Annotated in this window: 21 protein-coding genes; 4 read left to right on the plus strand and 17 right to left on the minus strand. The window is 54.8% G+C overall.

Translation table 11 applies throughout. The annotated features are described in order from the left end of the window. Positions 1–26: 26 nt before the first annotated feature. The 16 genes from JNK62_00580 to JNK62_00655 all read right to left on the minus strand — a co-directional run bounded on the left by JNK62_00580 (position 27) and on the right by JNK62_00655 (position 11,318). Complete coding sequence (locus JNK62_00580; protein MBL8158018.1) at positions 27–398, minus strand: DoxX family protein; 372 nt, start codon at positions 396–398, stop codon at positions 27–29. Between the two features lie 20 nt (positions 399–418). Beyond that, positions 419–793 (minus strand): cytochrome b5 domain-containing protein, encoded by a 375-nt coding sequence (locus tag JNK62_00585; GenBank protein MBL8158019.1) that lies wholly within the window; start codon positions 791–793, stop codon positions 419–421. Further along, on the minus strand, positions 794–1,378 hold the full coding sequence (locus JNK62_00590; protein MBL8158020.1) for a hypothetical protein: 585 nt from the start codon (positions 1,376–1,378) through the stop codon (positions 794–796). Further along, the gene (gene uppP, locus JNK62_00595) at positions 1,368–2,144 is read right to left on the minus strand and encodes an undecaprenyl-diphosphatase UppP (GenBank protein ID MBL8158021.1); all 777 of its coding nucleotides are present in this window, start codon (positions 2,142–2,144) and stop codon (positions 1,368–1,370) included. The genes JNK62_00590 and uppP overlap by 11 nt, the downstream gene beginning before the upstream one ends. 6 nt (positions 2,145–2,150) lie before the next feature. Then, on the minus strand, positions 2,151–2,606 hold the full coding sequence (locus tag JNK62_00600; protein ID MBL8158022.1) for a hypothetical protein: 456 nt from the start codon (positions 2,604–2,606) through the stop codon (positions 2,151–2,153). Positions 2,607–2,714: 108 nt separating this feature from the next. Continuing rightward, positions 2,715–3,104: a hypothetical protein gene (locus JNK62_00605; GenBank protein MBL8158023.1), complete on the minus strand. Its 390-nt coding sequence runs from the start codon at positions 3,102–3,104 to the stop codon at positions 2,715–2,717. Between the two features lie 212 nt (positions 3,105–3,316). Further along, on the minus strand, positions 3,317–3,877 hold the full coding sequence (locus tag JNK62_00610) for a DUF2585 family protein (protein MBL8158024.1): 561 nt from the start codon (positions 3,875–3,877) through the stop codon (positions 3,317–3,319). A 1-nt stretch (position 3,878) separates the two neighbouring features. Then, positions 3,879–5,567, minus strand: coding sequence for a redoxin family protein (locus JNK62_00615; GenBank protein MBL8158025.1), 1,689 nt, complete (start codon positions 5,565–5,567; stop codon positions 3,879–3,881). 4 nt (positions 5,568–5,571) lie between these two features. Beyond that, entirely contained in the window at positions 5,572–6,795 is a 1,224-nt protein-coding gene (locus JNK62_00620) for a Glu/Leu/Phe/Val dehydrogenase (GenBank protein MBL8158026.1), read from the minus strand. A 168-nt stretch (positions 6,796–6,963) separates the two neighbouring features. After that, positions 6,964–8,121, minus strand: coding sequence for a PQQ-dependent sugar dehydrogenase (locus JNK62_00625; GenBank protein MBL8158027.1), 1,158 nt, complete (start codon positions 8,119–8,121; stop codon positions 6,964–6,966). A gap of 2 nt (positions 8,122–8,123) precedes the next feature. After that, positions 8,124–8,702 (minus strand): hypothetical protein, encoded by a 579-nt coding sequence (locus JNK62_00630; GenBank protein MBL8158028.1) that lies wholly within the window; start codon positions 8,700–8,702, stop codon positions 8,124–8,126. A 174-nt stretch (positions 8,703–8,876) separates the two neighbouring features. Further along, positions 8,877–9,470 (minus strand): class F sortase, encoded by a 594-nt coding sequence (locus tag JNK62_00635; protein MBL8158029.1) that lies wholly within the window; start codon positions 9,468–9,470, stop codon positions 8,877–8,879. 62 nt (positions 9,471–9,532) lie between these two features. Then, positions 9,533–9,748 carry an LPXTG cell wall anchor domain-containing protein gene (locus JNK62_00640; protein ID MBL8158030.1) on the minus strand — a complete coding sequence of 72 codons (216 nt, stop codon included), beginning with the start codon at positions 9,746–9,748 and terminating at the stop codon, positions 9,533–9,535. 81 nt (positions 9,749–9,829) lie between these two features. Beyond that, complete coding sequence (locus JNK62_00645; protein MBL8158031.1) at positions 9,830–10,480, minus strand: hypothetical protein; 651 nt, start codon at positions 10,478–10,480, stop codon at positions 9,830–9,832. Between the two features lie 31 nt (positions 10,481–10,511). Then, entirely contained in the window at positions 10,512–10,712 is a 201-nt protein-coding gene (locus JNK62_00650; GenBank protein ID MBL8158032.1) for a hypothetical protein, read from the minus strand. Positions 10,713–11,141: 429 nt separating this feature from the next. After that, a complete protein-coding gene (locus tag JNK62_00655; protein MBL8158033.1) occupies positions 11,142–11,318 on the minus strand; it encodes a lmo0937 family membrane protein in 177 nt (58 codons plus the stop codon). 657 nt (positions 11,319–11,975) lie between these two features. On the opposite strand from JNK62_00655, the gene JNK62_00660 reads away from it, so the two are divergent. Further along, positions 11,976–12,968 (plus strand): GDP-mannose 4,6-dehydratase, encoded by a 993-nt coding sequence (locus JNK62_00660; protein MBL8158034.1) that lies wholly within the window; start codon positions 11,976–11,978, stop codon positions 12,966–12,968. A gap of 101 nt (positions 12,969–13,069) precedes the next feature. Continuing rightward, positions 13,070–14,644, plus strand: coding sequence for a glycosyltransferase family 2 protein (locus JNK62_00665; protein ID MBL8158035.1), 1,575 nt, complete (start codon positions 13,070–13,072; stop codon positions 14,642–14,644). 48 nt (positions 14,645–14,692) lie between these two features. Here the strand turns inward: JNK62_00665 and JNK62_00670 are convergent, their stop codons facing one another. Beyond that, entirely contained in the window at positions 14,693–15,688 is a 996-nt protein-coding gene (locus JNK62_00670; protein ID MBL8158036.1) for a polysaccharide deacetylase family protein, read from the minus strand. 266 nt (positions 15,689–15,954) lie between these two features. Between JNK62_00670 and JNK62_00675 the strand changes: the two genes are divergently transcribed. Together JNK62_00675 and JNK62_00680 are read left to right on the plus strand one after the other, a co-directional pair. Continuing rightward, on the plus strand, positions 15,955–16,677 hold the full coding sequence (locus JNK62_00675; GenBank protein ID MBL8158037.1) for a hypothetical protein: 723 nt from the start codon (positions 15,955–15,957) through the stop codon (positions 16,675–16,677). A gap of 193 nt (positions 16,678–16,870) precedes the next feature. Further along, positions 16,871–18,874 carry a polysaccharide deacetylase family protein gene (locus JNK62_00680; protein ID MBL8158038.1) on the plus strand — a complete coding sequence of 668 codons (2,004 nt, stop codon included), beginning with the start codon at positions 16,871–16,873 and terminating at the stop codon, positions 18,872–18,874. Positions 18,875–18,910 lie beyond the last annotated feature (36 nt).

Below are 18,910 nucleotides of genomic sequence, written 5' to 3' on the forward strand. Positions count from 1 at the left end.
AGTCCGTACGCTACTGACCGCTTACGTTACGCGTCCAGGGAGTACGGATCGGCTGGCAGGAACGAGAGCGCGAAGGTGGCCATCATGATGGCGAAATCGCGCATACCGATGGGACTCAGTCCTATCTCAAAGACAAGGACAGCGAGATGCAGGCCAAGCAGGATTGCCGCCGGTCGGATATACAAACCGAGCGCAAGAAGGACTCCCATGGCGATCTCGAAACCGCCATTGAGAAGGACGATCATCTCAGCCTCGAGACCGGTGATGTTCATCGCCCACTGCGGTACCCAGCTCGTCCACGCCGATTGATCGAAGAATTGCGAGAAACCGAACCACAGGAAGAGGATCGCGAGTCCGATGCGTAGTACGAAGATACCCCATTCAGTTCTGCGTTCCATATCACTTGACGACACCTACCTTAAGATCGACTAAGATCGACTAAGATCGCGGCTTGCGCCGCGCCGCCGCCATGCTGCCCGTTGAATGCGGCGGAACCATCCTTGCCGCACAGCCCTTCGATGGCACGCTCGCCACCCGGGTGTCGCGGTATCCACGACGTGAGATCGTACACACCGCCATTGATGATGGACCAGCAATCGCTGGATGAGTTGTGTGACGCGACATCTGCAGCGCTGTAGGCAGCCTGCGCAGCATCTTCATTCGAAGGCACTGAAGGGGTTGCTGGTGCCTCGTGACCATCCTGCCAATACGCGAGTCCGCCGGTTGCAGCAATTACGGCAATACCGATGAGTGTGGGGATGAATTTGTTCTGCATGGATCCAGTATACCCCATCTAGAGCGCCGCTTGCGCCAGCAGGGTGACACCGAGGATGCCGATGAAATTCATCGCATACGAGATCGGTATGAAGACGCGGGTGTCCATCTTCGAGAAGCCCATGAGCGCGAGCCCGAGCTCATCCGGGAGCGGCGATGCGATGATGATGGCTCCCGTCACAGGAAGGATCCAGTGCAGTAACGGATGATGGCGAAGGACACGTAGACGCTGACGCAGCGAGGTCGTCAGAAGCATCATGGCATTGTCGGCGAGGGAATTGCGCACGAACATGAACAGGAATAAATCCCCGAGCACAGCACCGGCTGCGCCGATGAGTGCGACCGTGAGCGGGGAGGATACATTCGCGATCTCCATCAAGACGACCGTCGCCGGCGCGAGCGTGAAGAGCGAGGTGAATCCCATGCCGGCAAGGAAGCTGCCCGGGACGACATGCGGCATCGAGGCAAGTACCCATGTCTCGATGGCACCGGTGAGATACAGCTCGATCGCCACATAGATGCTCACGATGATGAGGAAGAGGTTTCGCGCACGCGCGATACGCTGCGCATGCACTTCCCCGCGCGATAATTTATTACGCGACATAGAGATACGCGAGAACCGCGACACCAAGCACGACGCGGTACCAGCCGAAACCGGTGAACGAGTGCGTCTGCACGAGACGCATCAAGAAACGGATACCTGCATAGGCGGCGATGAACGAAACAAGGAAGCCGACCGCGAGAAGCTCCCATTCGTGCGCAGCGAACGAGCTACCGGTTTTCAGAAGATCGTATCCGGTTGCCGCAAGCATCGTCGGGATCGCCAGAAGGAACGAGAACTCGACGATCTCCTTGCGCCCGAGGCCGAGGAGCATGCCTCCCACGATGGTGGCCCCCGCGCGCGAGACGCCCGGGATGATCGCGATCGCCTGGATGCAGCCGATGACGAACGCGGTCATATACGGCATTTCCGAAAGCGGTGTCTCGACGATCGTGCGGTCCTTTCGCCAGTATTCGAAAATGATGAGTATGATACCCCCCAAAAGAAGCGTCCACGCGATTATTTCCAAGCTGTCGAAAAGGAATCCTTTCACCAACGAATAGAGGGCGTAACCGATAAGTGCGGTGGGTATGAACGCCACACTCACCCGCTTCATCACGCAGAAGTTCAGGAAGACGCGCCGCCAGAAGATGAGGACCACGCTCGCGATGGCTCCGAGCTGGATCGCGATGATGAAGCTCGAGAGGAACGCGCTTTCAGGGATCCGCAGGACCTGCGACGTCAGGATGAGATGGGCCGTCGATGAGATCGGGAGAAATTCGGTAAATCCCTCGACGACGCCGAGGATGATGGCTTCAAGGAAATTCATATCCTACTACTGTACACGATGGAACGAGAGAGTGTTGCCCCGATCCAGATAGATAAGCTCGAGAGAATCTTCGTCCGCTTCCACGACCTTGAAATAGAGCTTCTCCTCTTCGCTCATGGCGAGCGAGAGATATACCGCACCGTCTTCAATCGTCCCCGCGTATGCGGTGTCGGGTATTTCCTTGGTAAACACCATCCAGAGACCATCGGAATCCTCCTCGCCTTCATAGCCATCCACCACGGTGCCGTCATTACGGATCTCGCGGGTGAATTTCGGATCCTCATCGGACTGCCACATCCCGATGATGTTCGACATCACCGTCGCAGCATCACTGAGCGATCCCTGCTCATAGGGCGCAGTAACAGGATCCGCACTCCGATTAAAACCATGATCGAATCCCACGAAATATCCGACACCGCTCGCGATTATGATTCCGCCGAGGATAAGGAGCAGTTGTTGCATACCGATAATCATACTCTGCCGGTAACCTTCTGAAAAAGCAGCAGCGTGAGGCGTGGGGAAAAGAAAAAGGAGCCAGCCGGCTCCTTTTTCCTACGTATATTCGAGAGATTACCAGAGGCCGAAACCCTTTCCTGCCAGATACCCGCCCATGACGATCGCCACCAAGCCGCCGGAGGTATACCACGTCGGCGTATTGAACTGGCGCATGAGGCGTCCGACTTTCGTGTACGGCATCGCAAGATAGATGATACCTTCGACTGCCATCCAGGCACCGACAAGCGTGAGGAGGCCCTGCCAAGTTGCCGTGAAGATAGGGTGTGCGATGACGATCGCGAGACCGGCGAGAAGCTCGGCCACGCCGAGGATGAGAAGCAGCGGCCTGCTGCCGAGTATCTCCGTGAAGATCGGCATGAATGATCGCTGTCGCATCATGATGATGCCGCCGGCAATCAAGAAATACAGACCGAATAATTTCGCAAGAAAGATGGAAAGTTCCATATCTGATAAGAGAGGTTTCCCTACCGTTTAATGAGCGAATTGTAACGTATCTAGCGGACCACAATGCTCGCTTCGCCGTGCAACGGGGATAACTTAAAACTTGAGAACCCTCGGTTCTCAACGGAGAACTTCGCTTTGCTCGTTCCCCTGCTCTCCGACACGGGGAACCGGCCGCGGTTCCCCGACCCCCTCCGCGATTCGTCTAAGACGAATCATTTCCCCGCCTGCCACGCACCGATCGCATCGATGGGATGGATGAGCTGGATTACATTGAGCGCGAGCGAATCGCGGATGAAATAGAGCGCGACAAGCTCGAGAGCGATGACAAGTGCGATCGAGGCCCGCGTCGGCAGTTTCCATGTTAGGAGGAAACCGATGATGACGGAGATGATATCTCCCACCGAATTGACGATACTGTCGCCGAAATAACCTTGTGCGAGCGCCTGCTCGCGATACCGATCGATGACCATGTCGGTATTCTCGAACAACTCCCATCCCATTTCTATCCCGATCGCGAGCATGAGGCGGATACCAAGCGGGATACGCGGAAAGAAGTACGTAAGGAGCGCGTAGAAAAGGACGCCGTGGATGATATGCGAGAGCGAATACCAGTCGCTCACGTGTTGCGAATTGCCGTCGCTGAGCACGACACCGTGCCAGAATTTGATGTATCCGCCGGAATACATGAGCGGCTGCCCCATGTACCACAAAAGCCCTGCATGCAGAAGAATAAGTCCCAGAACACCCGCAATTACAAGAAGGATATTTCGCATATCAGCCGAAGGTAAACGTAAACGCTTCTAAGGTACCGCTCTTCACCCTGATTTCGAGCACGTGCTCTTCCCCACTGGGATTGCGGATGAGCTCGTAGAGGCGCTCATCCTGTACCCGTACCACACCTGTTTGTACATCTTTGCCCGCAGCAGCATTCACGATCTCACCATCCTGCCATATCTCAAGTTCAGCTCCTTGCGCGGAACCTGCCACCATAAATACCTCACCCGCTTTATAGCGGAATACGATCGTTGCGTCCTCCGATACTGAAGCTGCATGTTCGGGAGTGATGTTCCAGGTGCCGCCAAGATACAGCGCATTCAGCACGAACGAATCCGGAAGCGTAAATGATTGCTGCCCCGGTACGAAACGCTTCCCTCCTGCAAGATTTTGATTGCGCAGCGATCCGAAATAGATCTCCGGGCTTTGCGCAAGATTCCGGGCTTCACTTCGCTGATCGGCAACCAAGGGGAGAGACACATCGGGTTCGGGAAGACTAAGTTTCTCTGCGCGATCCCGCAATGCCTCGCGGATCTTCTTTTCAGTCTCGGCGTACCCGCCTTCGCCGATATGGTCGTAGATGATATTCCCCTCGATATCCACGAGATATTTGCGGGGCCAGTACTGATTGCCGCAGGCGCGCCACGTCGCGTAATTATTATCCAAGACCACCGGATAGGTGATACCGAATTTCCGCATCGCCTCCTCCACGTTGTTGATGTCCTTCTCGAACGCGAATTCCGGCGTGTGAATGCCGATGATCTCCAGACCCTGATCCTTGTATCGTTCGTACCAGGCGTTCATATACGGGAATGTGCGTTGGCAATTGATGCAGCTATAGGTCATGAAATCGATGAGAATGACCTTCTTCCCCACCAGTTCACCGACCGTGATTCCGTCGGTATTCACGAATCCTGCGGGGGACTCGATCTCGAAATACGGACGGATGCCCGTCTCTTCTTCCATGCCGATACGCTGCAGGAGTCGCTGTTCCCAACGGACGGAATCAACATACCCGCTTTCCAAGAGCCACACTTCAAACTTCTTTTCGTAGCCCGATGCGATAAGTAGACCGAGCGCAATAAAGAGGATGCCGACCGTCTTTTTGAGGGCGCCACGAGAATCAGCTGCGCGTGTAAGACGATCCGCGAACCGCTGTCCGATGAGCGCGATACAGATGAGCATGATCGCAAGCCCAGCGGTATACGCGAGAAGATAGGAAAAGCCGAGCAGAAATGAAGCCGGCAGCACCGTGGCAAGGATGACGAAATACGTCGGCGAACACGATGAGAATACCGGACCGAGTGCGACGCCGATTACGACATCGCCCCAGAAGCTTTTCTTCTGATACCCCGTACCGACGAGTTTATTCGAACGCGATGAGAGTTTTGCCATCCCGGGGATTCGTTCCCACAAGGAGGGGAATATGAACGTGAATCCCAAGAAGACGAGCAGCCCTCCGGATAGATACGTCCAGAAACTTTCAGGTACGGCAATGAAGAGCGATGAGACTTTAAGGAGGAGCGTGAAGAGGATTATCGAGAGCGAAACCGAAGCGACGACGACATAGGGCGTGAGCCTGCTCCTCTCTGCCGCGGAAGAGCCCACGACCACCGGCAGGAGCGGTAGTATGCACGGAGCAAGGACGGTCAGCGTACCGGCAAGAAACGATACCGCAAGAAGCGCCATCGCGTTATTCTACCGCTTCTTTCGAGAGGGATTTGAGCGCAACACTGTACGCCGCATCGCGCAGCGAGATCTTTTGTGCGACTGATTCCGCATACACGTTCTCTGCGGCTGCTTCCATCATCGGGCGCAGCTTCGCGAATACGTCCTCTTTCGTCCATTTCTCCTGCCGCCTGTTCTGCTCCCATTCGAAATAGGAGACCGCCACTCCTCCTGCGTTCGCAAGAATGTCAGGAATCACGATTATTCCCTTGTTATTCAGAATCGCATCCGCTTCGAGCGTGGTCGGACCATTTGCGAGCTCGAGCACGATCGATGCTTTGATATCAGGTGCGTTCGTCTCCGTGATGGAATTCTCGAGGGCTGCCGGGACGATGATATCGACGGGGAGCGCCAGAACATCAGAAGGGGAGATGGCAGTTCCACCGAAACCGGAGAGCGTCCCCTTTTCGTCTTTGAATTTTCCTACCGCTTCGACATCGATGCCGTCTTCCTTGTAGATACCGCTCTTCGAATCGGAAAGACCGACGATAGTGAATCCTTGGCGGGAGAGGTACTCCGCAAGATATGAACCTACATTACCGAATCCCTGGATCGCAACCGTCCCCTTCGGCTCTTTCCCCAGCTTCCGCATGATCGCTTCAAGTGCGAAGCCGCCGCCGTAGCCCGTAGCCTCAGTGCGACCTTCAGAACCACCCTGTCCAACCGGCTTTCCGGTGACGACTGCGGGCGAATGCTCACCGACATGCTTCGAATACTCATCCGCGATCCAATGCATCATCTGCGCATTCGATCCCACATCCGGTGCCGGCACGTCTTTTTCAGGTCCGATGACATGCGCGAGCTCACGTGCGAAATTCCGTGTGAGACGTTCCAACTCTCCTTCTGAGAGCGATTTCGGATCGACTTCGATGCCGCCTTTGCCGCCGCCGAAGGGGACTCCGATGAGAGCATTCTTCATCGTCATCCAGAACGCGAGCGCCTTCGCCTCATCGAGATCCACCTGCGGATGGAAACGCAAACCGCCCTTGTATGGCCCGCGGATATTATTGTGCTGCACGCGATACCCACGGAAGGTCTTGGTCTCCCCGCTATCCATTTCAACAGGCACGTTCACTTCGACGACCCGATCAGGTTCCTTGAGGCGCTGCTGGAGATTGGGATGCGCTTCGGTGAGCTCGAGCGTTCGCTGTAATTGCGCCAGAGCGCGCTGCCAGGGATTGTTCTGCATCTAAGGATTTTACTGGAAAACGCCAAGAATGCCCGGCCTTTTGGCACGGGGCATTCTTGGCGTTCTTTTGAAAAGAGCGCCGGCGGGCGCATCCGCTTCCAGCAAAAACGCCCGGTCCGAATTAACAAACTCCGCGCTCGTCGCGCAGAGTTTGTTAATTCGGCGTTTTTACTCCTCTCTTTTCACAATGCGAAAGATGCGATCATCCCCTTCAGCCGGAGAGCCGCGGCCATCCTGGTTAGATGTCGCAAAGTAGATCGCCCCGTCCGGCCCCTCGATCACCTCGCGGATTCGTCCGTATTCTTCGCGGAAAAGACGATCAAACCCTGATGCGGCGCCATCCACCAAAGAGACCCGCATCAGGTTCTCTCCACGAAGCGCACCGAAGAAAAGATTATCCTTGAATTGCGGAAAGAGCTTCCCCGAATAGATCATGGCAGATGACGGCGCCTCTGCTGGAGTAAAAACGAGAAGGGGAGAAACCGTTCCTTCTTTCGTCTTCTCATGCGAGACCAATGGCCAGCCGTAATTCCCTCCCATCACGATCTTATTCACCTCATCACCTCCGCCAGGGCCGTCGAAACCGGACGGACCATGTTCCGTCTCGTACATCTCTCTTTTCGAATTCCACGCGATGCCCTGCGGGTTCCGATGCCCGTAGCTCCAGATAGGTGATTGCGGGAAGGGATTCCCCTCCGGAATCGACCCGTCGTCATTCACGCGCAGTATCTTCCCTGCGAGCGAATTCAGATCCTGGGCGAGTTCACCATCGGTCGCGTCTCCGGTCGTGATATAGAGCTTCCCGTCGGGACCGAATGCTAATTCGCAACCCGCATGGAAGCGCGCCGCTGGGATATCGCGCACGATCGGTATGATGTCGGAAATAGAATCACCCTCGTCTTTGAATCGCACGACATCGACACGCATTCCTTCAGACCCTTGATAAGCATACGCGGTATATACGTATTTGTTTGAAGCATACTGCGGGTGGAGCGTCAGCGACATGAGTCCCTCTTCGCCACCACTCGAGACTTCATCAAAAGTATGGAGCGGCGCTTCGCGCAGCGTGCCGTTTTCAACCACCCGAATGCGTCCGGGACGTTCTGTAATGAGCATGCGTGTCGATGAGGTAAAAACGATGCCCCATGGCACTTCAAGACCGCGCACGACTTCTTCGACCCGATAGGCGACTTCCCCGTCCATAACGGGAATCGTAGCATCCGCTGTCTGATTGATGGGTGAATATCCAAGCCAATAGATACCGAAGGCAGTCGTGATAATGAGGGCGAGAACGGCGAACGCGGTAGCGAACGGAAGGGAATTCATTGTTATTTGAATACCACCGTCCGAAGGATATCCTCGAAGTCCCGTCGAATGCCGTCTTCTGGCGTGAGATAGGTACTGGTGAATGCGTATACATATGATGGACGGGCGATCGCGGTCGTGTCGCCTCGATACAAGCCGTCCCAGGTATAGGTCAGCGACTGCTGCCCTGCGATCGTCGTCGATGAAAGCTTCCCATCCACGGACTGTTTGAAATTCGAAGCGCTGGAATTCTTGATCCACTCTTCCGTGGTCAGATCATCCAGATCATTCTGGATCATTTCTATGGAAATAGCAGGCGGCCCCTCGCCTCCTTGCGGTGCGGGGAGATCGGTAATGCGCATAAGGGTGACCACATGATGACGACGCTGGGAACTTCCCGGCAGATCACGTTCCGTAAGCTGATATGAGGACGGATAGCGGAATTCGATGCCGTATTCCGGCGAACTATACGTTTTCAGGCTCGCGCCCGGTGTGGATGTGGAGGTATCCGGCGTTGGCACTTGGACCGCCTGGTCAGAGAGGAGCCAATACCCGCCGGCCGCAAGAACGACAACCACTACGATGCCGATAAGCGCTTTCATAACCGCACTATACCAACGCCGCGTATTTTTTCCATGAACCAACAAGATTCTCTTGTTTTTGAGAACCCTCGGTTCTCAACGGACGCCAGCGCTTCGCTCGGCGCCCTGCTCTCCGACACGGGAAAACTACAGTTTTCCCGACCCCTTTCGCCTCGCGCTGCTGCGCGAGCCGCTTCAAGTACCCGAAAGCTTGGTAAATACGACCAGGCGCTGATCGTACGTCTTGGCGGATTTCACCCACGAGCCGCCGCAGGTTATGAGATTCAGCCGCGCAGAACCCGAAGGATTGAAAATGATCTCCGTCGGCACCGCGTCATACGGGTACGATCGCTTACCGGTGACCACGAATGTGCGCCGGGTCCCGTCACGCCGCTCGACGATTATCTCATCGCCGGTTTCAAGTTCATCGAGGCGTTTGAAAACACCAGAGAGCCCGAGTCCGTTGTCGACATGTCCGGCAATGACCGAAGATCCTGCGCCGCCGGGCACGACGCCGTACTTGTACCAACCGACATCGGTGAAATTGCTCGGCACTCCCATGTTGCCTGCAGCATTTACGCCGACATCCTGCACATTCGCATCGATACCGAGCGAAGGGACGATGAGGCGTACCGGATGGTGCTGCGGATTCGAGGCCACCACCTCATCAGGTGGCACCGTGATCTCCGTATCCGGGTTGTAGAAGAACGCACGCACGATGGTCGTGGTGAATATCGCGACCGCACAGAGCGTGAGCGTGAATATGAAAAAACGCGAAAGTCTGGCCATATGAATACTAAGACGTGCGCAGCCAAGGCATCTTTCGATGCCCGGGCTGCGCAAAGGCACTGCTATTCAGCTAGCGCATTCCGCTGCATGTACAGATACAGCGCACCGCCGACTGCTATCATCGCCGAGATGCCGAGGATGACCGCGTTAAGCGCGATATCTCCCGCACCGGTATTCGGGACGCCTGGTGTCGTCGTCGACGTGGTGGTCTGGGCGCTCGCGATGCCTGCCACGAAGAGGGAGGCTGCCGCTGCGCCGTTAACGAATTTCTTCAACATATTTGCAAGATGAGGTTAATTCCTAATCATCTCGACCGCTTCTGGTTATATACGCAGGCGGTGAACCAAATATGAACGCGCTTACCGGCCGCGGCGATACACCATCATGACGAAGATCGCGAGTGCTGCGAGGATCAGGAGGCCGAAGATCGGCCACAGGAGAAGCGGCGTGAGATATGCCTCTGCTGCGGACTTTCCGAAGAAATCGGATTTGATAGCCGGCACGGTGCCGTAGCGGCGGAACGTCTCCAGAAGCGAGAACGAGCTGTCTCCCGCTACCACGAGTACGTACTGCGCATCATCGGCGGCACTGGAGACCTGCACGCGATACTCGCTGGGCGGAAGATTCGCTTCAAGCGTCGGGCCTGCAAGATAGCTATCACGTCCGGCAGTGTCGAAGAATCGCTGCCATTCGGTGAGCGTTCCGTCTCCCGGGATGAAAACGCCTTGCGGGTTCTTCACATCAACGAGCGTCGCCGAAACCTGCGTATTCGCGTCCGGTACATCGGGGACGAGGAGCACGAATTTGACCGGTGTCTCTTCGTCCACCGTAAAGGTGAAATCGTGCGGTTCGCCGGAGAGCTTGCCGTAATAGGCGCGGTATTTAGTCGGATTAATCGCAGTAGAACCCTCGTCTACGATCCTGAGCTGCTGCGCAGAGACGGCGATAGGAAGAACGAGGAATAAAAGCACCGCGAGGATGCCGACGCTGATACGGGATTGGTGGGTCATGAGAAGAGTATGGCAGAGAGGGAGGCCGACTTCAATGCTGCTTGGTGATGGAGTGTTGGCGGCCGCGCGGTACATCGCTACCTGCGCGACGCGCCTTCGAAAGCCCGATAGCAACTGCCTGTTTGCGAGTACGGACCTTCGCACCGCTACCGCTCTTCAGTGTTCCTCGCTTGTATTCGTGCATCGCCTTTGCAACCTTCTTCTTGGCACTTCGTGGATATTGGGAAGCCATATGCGGGTACGATTGCACAGGGGATTGAAGGGGACATGAAGGGGATTCGGGTCCGGCACTTCAGCCGCCTCGAGTACCGATCATCGGTTATTGCATCCAGTACGACCAGCTTCTCGGAAGAAGGGAAAGAGCAGGGGAGTCAGAGCGATTTTTATGCGACACAGCACAACGGTGTGCAGTTTTTTTCTTCCTCCACTTTCCCACCATGCCTTAGAAGAACGCTCGTGCAATGAAAACGAATATATACACGCGTGCAACACTGCCGCCGACGAACATGAATATGGACATCGGCAACCCGAGGTTGAGTTATCCACAGGTCCGAGATACCGGGGTCCGAGATTGCCCTTGACTCCCCTCGCTTTCCCCTGCCCTTTATGAAGGCGTCGGAATGGATACTTCGAGGAAGACTTGATTCGGCAATGATCCTGCTTAGACAGTCTCAGGTTCGATCTCGATCTGTTCGATCGGCGTCGCTTCTTGGATTATTTTCGTAAGCGCAAGTACCAATCCGGCGACTAGTAACAGATGGATCATTCCGCCCATCGTGAATTCGGCCATGAGACCGAAGAACCAAAGGCCGACTAATGCCGCAGCGAATGTAAGCATAGTGGGTGCGTTTAAAGTTTGTATAAAATCCCCGAAGCTGCGCACGACCTCGAGATAGGTACATTGTGTACACTGCGCATGAAGCGTGTGTGATGAATCGAAACCCAATCCAAAAAGATCCCTTGCGGGATCTTTTTGGAACGGGCGCTTATTGGAATAGGTAGCGGTTAGCGATCGTCTGCCGAGGTGTCAGTGCTTTCGCGCTGATCCCCTTGACGATCTCCGCTTGAGCCAGCGTTGTTCTGGCTCCGCATGTCGTGTGTCATACGTCTGGTGTATTACGACGATTAAAGCTCGACACAGATAGAGCGTAGCAGTGGCCAATGAACGTGAGATTAAGTTTTTGAATGTAAGAAATGTTCATACTGGACGGCTCCTGTGACAGGACAGAGTCGGAAGAATCATGCGCTTGTGGTGTTGCGACTCAAGCGAAGAGACGACCGGCTTGCTTGATAGGGAGATTCCCTCCTCTATCGGGCTGTCACGGACACCCTTCAGTCCCCTCCCTCGGGGACTGAAGCCAGTTCCGTACACTGTCGAAATTGGCGCTAAGGATGGCCGCATTTCAGCGATTCCGACGTTTGGTGAGGTCGGTCTGCTGTGCTAGACTTCCTTCACGGAAACCAGTGCAGCGTTTAATTCAGTACTGCATTCTGCATGGCCTCTATCCTTGTCACCGGCGGTGCCGGATTCATCGGTTCCAATCTCTGCCGCACCCTTCTTGCAGAAGGACATACAGTGCACGCGGTTGATAACTGCATCACCGGATCGCGAACCAATGTCGTACCGCTTGAGAGCGATACGAATTTCTTTTTTTATCTTCAGGATATTTCCGATCCTCAGTTCCTGGAAACATTTTTGCGTACAAAGATCGATCTTATCTACAGCCTCGCCTGCCCTACCGGTGTTCCCAACCTCATCACGCTCGCGGAAGAGATGCTCCGCACCTGTTCGTACGGCACGTTCAATGTGCTGGAAATCGCGAAACACCATCGTGCGAAACTCCTCCTTTCCTCGACGGCCGAAGTGTACGGCCAGCCGCTTACCAGCCCGCAGGACGAGACCTATAACGGCAACGTAAACCCCCTTGGTATGCGCAGTGCCTACGAGGAAGGCAAACGCTTTGCTGAATCAACGCTCGCGATGTACGTCCGTAAATACGACGTCGACGCACGCGTCGTGCGCATCTTCAATACGTTCGGCCCGGGCATGTCGCTCAACGATTTCCGCGTTATCCCGCATTTCATCCAGTGCGTACTCAATGAACAGCCGCTACGTCTCTACGGCGACGGTCTTCAGACCCGCACGCATCTCTATGTCGATGATCTCGTACGCGGGCTCACCACGGTCATGGAACACGGCATTCCTGGCGAGGCATACAACGTCGGCGGCGAGCATCAGATGACGATCCGTGAACTCGCTGAGCTCGTAATCACCCTCACTGACCACACAGCCGGCATCGTCTACGAACCGCATTTTATCGAGGATCATACGCATCGTCGTCCTGCCGTTGAGAAAGCAAAATCCCTTGGCTGGTCGCAGCAGGTCACCGTCGAAGAAGGTCTACGTCGCATGGTCGCGCACCACCTGCCGCTGCGTGTCGTCACAGAATCCGAAATCCAACCATCCGCTGACCAGGTCATCACATAGCCATGGTCGGGTTCTTCCAGTTTTTCGGCATCAGTTTCCTCTTCTGGATCATTGTAGGGTGCCTCAGATTCATTTTTGAGACACTGCGTAAGCTGCGCGATATGCCCCAGAAGTCTTCGCGCATCAATCTGGTCGCAGCATCCATAGCAGGAGTCGGCCTCAGCGCCTCACTGTTCTTCCTCGTCTTCTTCAGTTTCGGCTTTGAAGAAAGCTTACTCCTCACCGCGAACGTGTCCGCCTTGCATGTCTCCAGCTTCATCCTCTGGCTCGCCTGTATCGGCGTCGGCTCATATATCGCAGCACGAATCTACGTGCACGAACCGTACATTCTCTCGTTCGCGGTCTCCATGGGAACCCTTGCGGCAGTCACGACCTCCCTTCTCTACTCACCTTCTCTTTCCGCGAATCTTATCCCGCAGAATGCCGGTTTCGCCTTCCTCATATTCGCTTCAACGATGGGCATCGGTTTTCTCGGCGGACATATTGCGCGCAGTATGAATGCGCTTGAACGCGAACGCGATGCCATTCGCCGCGAAGCAACTAAGCACGCACGCATCGCACCAGAAGACGTTGCCATCCTCATCGCAGCGCACAACGAAGAACTCACCATCGGCACCACGGTGGCATCAGTGCTTGCGTTTACGGATGCCAAAAACGTCTTCGTGGCGAGCGACGGCTCATCCGACAAAACCATTGACGTCGTGCGCTCACTGGGCGCGCATGCGGACGATATTCGGCCGAATCGGGGAAAAGCAGGCGCGATCGTCGAAGCGCTTAAGAGAAATGACCTGCTTGATCGCTACAAGGCCGTGTTTCTCATGGATGCGGACCTGAAAGTCGATCCAAATTTTTTCACTCATGCCCTCCCCTTTTTCGACAATCCGAACGTCGCAGCGGTCGCAGGTCATCTCGATTCGCTGTGGATCCCACACCTCATGCCGCGATGGAATATGTTTTTCACCGCGTACCGAATCCGACTGTGGCGGATCCTACAATTCTGCGTACGCTACGGACAGACATGGCAATATACCAACGTCTCCCCGATTATCCCTGGCGGAGGAAGCGTATATCGTAGCGAGGCTCTTAAAAAGATAACCATCGAAGTACCTGGCCTCATCATTGAGGACTTCAACATGACGTTTGAGGTCCATCACAAGAACCTCGGCCTCATCGCCTTTGATCCGAAAGCCTTTGCTACGACTCAAGAACCATTTTCGCTGCGAGACTATACCAAACAGATCAATCGCTGGTATTTGGGATACTTCCAGACAATCCGGCACCATGGCATCTGGCCGAGCTGGTTCATATTCTCAACGCTTTTTTTCACGGTCGAGCTTGCTCTCTCTTCTCTACTGTTTGCGTTGCTTCCTTTTTTCGTACTAGAACTTCTCCTCAGCTCACGGGATTCCCTATTCATCAACATCCCTGTTTTCGGCTTTGAGATAAGCCTTGCGGGCATCGCCATGGTCGTGTTTGCACTGGATTACATCGTTACGATTCTGGTCGCGTTCATTGAGCGCAAACCCGTGCTCATGTTCTACGGGCCCGCTTTCTTCTTCTTGCGATACATCGAGACATGGATATTCCTCTATGCGCTCGGTGTTGGCCTTTTCACCACCCCACAGACCGAAGGAAAGTGGAAAAGCCCGAAACGAGTGGCGTACTCGAAAAACTAATTAAAAAACCGCGGCAGATGCCGCGGTTTTTAATACCTATGATCAGGATTATTCGATCGAGCCGAGCCTTTCGAGACCTTCGCTCGCGGTGACCACCTCGATGTTCGACTGCTTTACATAGTCGACAATCTGCGTGAGCAGCTCGCTGGAAATATTCACGGCGGTATCACCCGAACCTTCGTCTACCGGTTCGTCTACCTTATGGATAAGGAAGATGACCCATTTCTTCTGCGCAATTGCCTGATCGATCACCTCCTTGGCCTTCTCGAACGTCATATTGCTCGCATTCCAGCTGTAGAGAACGTAGCGATCGGTGTTTTTATCGTTGAATCCCTCCTCGACGCCGCGGGCACCGCTGAAGGACCCTGCTACCACAGTGCGGACATCATTGTTCACTGCACCGTAGGGATACGCGAAAACCTTAGTCTCATGCCCGAGATTCGCGAGGTCTTGCTTACCACCGATCACTTCATCCTGGACCCGTTGACTGTCTAAGGTTGTCAAATCCGGATGCGATCTGGTATGTGCCCCAATCTCATGCCCACGTGCCGCTATATCGGCCAGATTGTTCGGTTTTATGAATGCCTCATAGCCTCCGTCTCCGAGATACTCCGTCGTGACGTAATAGGTCGTCTTGATGCCTGCAGCATCGAAGATGGGAAGCCCTTTCTCATAGCCTGATATCCATCCGTCATCAAAATCGAATGAAATAAGCGCACCACTTGCCGGCTGCGGCGCAGGTTGCGGTTCTGGAGTCGGAGTCGGGTCTGGTTCCGGCTGCGGCGCAGGTTCTGGAGTCGGCGTTGGCGTCGGTTCAGGTTGCGGCTGCGGTTCCGGCGTCGGCGTCGGCGTCGGCGTCGGCTCAGGAGTTGGCGTTGGAGCCGGACCACGAAGCGAATTGCGCAATTCGACACGCATCTGCACTGCAGCTTCTCGAGCCGCACGAGCGGCTTCGCGATCGGCGTGCGCCGTCTGATAAGGGAGACCAGTACTCACCAAAACAAGTGACGCGAGTACAATCAAAGCATTGAATCGCTTCATCATATTTAATTTGTAGAAACGTTAACAGCAAATAACCCCCCGAGACGTTCCCTCCTTACAAAGCTAAGGGTACGCTAAGGGTACGCTTTTTTTATGAGGAATGTGTGACGAAGAATGTGGATAAAAATGTATGACAGGGGTCGGGGCTACCGTCGGTGGTTGATGGAGAAGTAAATTGCTATCATCCCCCCATGCTTCTTTTGATACTATCAGTCGTACTATCAGACTGGTTTCGTGGCATAATCCTCTCATTCGTGACACTTGTCTCCATGTTTGCACATAATCCGCAGACAACGACTCAGCCTATCACCGACCTTCGCGACGCCGTGATCGAGTTGTCGGCCATTCATCAAGAACAAGAATCGGAAGCGCCATCGATTTCAAGCGCCTATCCGCTTCATCGCGGCATCGTGGCGACCGTCTTTTGGGTAGGCGAACCTGAAGGCGGAGGATCTTCAGAAGATAATGCGCTGTCCGCATGGGATGACGACTGGCAAAGAAACTATGGCGGCTTCGACGACCCTCAGAAGCGCAATGGCTATCATCCGATCGGATTCACCCCGAAAGAAAATCCTTTCTATCTTGATCTGCCGTACAACGACTTCGACGATGAAGGCAGACGGAAGACGAATGCCTATCGCGTGATACCGTGGGCGAACGAAAAACAGTGGGGACCACGAGAGTCAATGATGAAGAATCGCTGGGTCAAGCTGATCCGTAATGGCATCACCTGCTATGGCCAGATCCAAGATGCCGGGCCGTATGAATACGACGATCATGCCTATGTGTTCGGCGATGGAAGCACTAAACCCAAATCGACCCTTGCTAACAATGCCGGACTAGACGTCTCACCGGCCCTCCGCGACTGCCTCAAATTCAATCATTGGAATAACGCAGACAACAAGGTTGACTGGCAATTTGTGGACGCTGCCGATGTGCCGGCAGGACCCTGGAACGAGATCGTAACAACATCACAGATACACTGGCGCTAAGCACGACAGTTGCACAGGCAACCTTGCATTTGTCGTGAAAATGATGCCTTCTCTCATGCTTCGTAATAAGAAACTGGCCCATCCGGCACAAGATATGATACGCTTGTATCGTATCGCGGTTATAAGTTCTTGACAGGGGAACAAGAACGCACGAAGTCGTCTGTCATTAATAACTTATTCCTTGTTCCTCGCTATGATGTTTCTAAAAGGGCGCGTCTTCCCTTATCAGTCTCCTATTGCATCCGCACTGCTCTTCGCACTCATCGTTGCGGCCACGCCATTGCAAGCGGTCTTTGCAGCGCAAACAGGCCTTATCGCACCGAGCACCAACGTGAACAGCGGCTGGCAGAATCCGCAGAATGCATATGCCTCGGACAACAATCGCGCGATCGCGGATAATAACGCTGATATCGTCCAGTACGGTGGTTTTTCGTTTCCGACGACTACCGGTGTCATAAACGGCATCGAGCTGGTCGTTGAAGGCTATACCACCGGTCGGACATCACTCTCCTCCGTAGGGCGTCCTCAAGAGCAAATTTCCCTCTCCTGGAACGGTGGTACCAACTACACTTCCGGAACCGCTGGCGTGAAGACGACGAGTCTACCGCTCAATCGTGAGACGACGCAGACATTCGGCGGATCCAGGGATGCATGGGGCCGCACGTGGACCCCTGAAGAGCTTGCGAACCTACGAGTGAAGCTCGCGACCAGAGGAGCAACTGGCGGGAAACTATATGTGGATCAAATTCGAGTACGTATTCATTACACCCCCCGCATCACTACGCAAACGGTTATAACATCTCACACTCCAGACCCTTCGACGACCAATCAAGCCTATACCGTAAACGTAACAGTCACTCCTGCCTCGGGTTCCACACGCCCATCCGGAAGCGTAACGGTCACTGACGGAACGAGCTCGTGCACCGACACGACTGCAAGCAACGGAGCAAGCAGCACCTCAGCCTTCTCATGCGCACTTACCTCCACGACCGCGGGCACCAAGACCCTCACCGCAACCTTTACCAGCACCAATGCCTTTACGGGCAGTTCGGGAACAGCGTCGCACACCGTCACCGCAGCACCCCCACCCCCACCTTCGTCGGAGACCTTCAGCAAAGGCATGGTTTCCATCACCTTCGATGACGGCACGAAATCCGTGTACAACGCAATCGCCGCTCGCAACCTGCTTCAAGGTTTGCCGAGCACGCAGTACGTGTATTCAATCCCGATGTACGGTGCTGCGCTATGCAATGGCGCCTGCTACACCGAATACATGTCAACCGCAGACGTGCAGAACCTTGCTGCAGCGGGACATGAAATCGCTTCGCATACGCGCGGACACCGTAATCTATCGACGCTCTCAGGAACCGATTCGCTCTTTGAGACGAACGGTTCGCGACTTGATTTCATCGGTGAGTTCCCATCCCTGGCTGTTACAAGCCTTGCGTATCCGTACGGAGGATTCAACAGCGCGGTCAAACAACAACTTCAAGCGGCGGGCTACAGCGGCGGCCGCACCGTAGATATCATAGGCGCTGATGGACGACCCATACTTAACAAGCCGTCAACGGATCGATTCGCACTCTTTTCAGGCCAAGTAACCGGCACGTCACCCGTAACGCCGAACGACCCTTTACCGACCGGCTGGAATCCCGAATTCGGTACGATCCAATCCTGGATTGATGATGCGGTAAACAACAAGCAATGGCTGATTCTGACCCTTCACGAAGTCAAAGACGACTGCGGCGCGGACGCGTATTGCGTCACCCCCGCGAAACTCACACAGATCGTGAATTATCTCAAGTCAAAAGGATCATCGATCGATGTGGTTACGGTTGGACAGGGATTGAGTCGCATGAATAGTGCCCCCACTTCAGACGGTGCGGCACCGGTAGTGACCGTACCTCAAACGGTCAACAATACGATCACCACCAAGGCAACATCGTCGTCCGGAGCGGCAGTCACCTTCACCCCGGTCGTAACCGACTCGAACTCCGGCTTGAACGCACTCTGCGTTCTCCCCGCCATCCAAGAGGAGTTCGTGTTCCCTTCCGGTGAAGCCTCGGGAATACAGCTCCCGAAAGTCGTCACCTCCGGATACACGTTCCCGACAGGCTCGACAAGCGTGCGATGTTCCGCGAGCGACGTCGGCGGTAAAGTCGGTACCTACACCTTTACGGTTACCGTAACCCCGTAGCCGGCACCCGACCAGCGCGAAAACCCCGGCGAATAG

It is taken from the genome of bacterium (assembly GCA_016789445.1).
In the GTDB taxonomy this organism is placed as follows: Bacteria; Patescibacteriota; Minisyncoccia; order Phycocordibacterales; family UBA2100; genus UBA10103.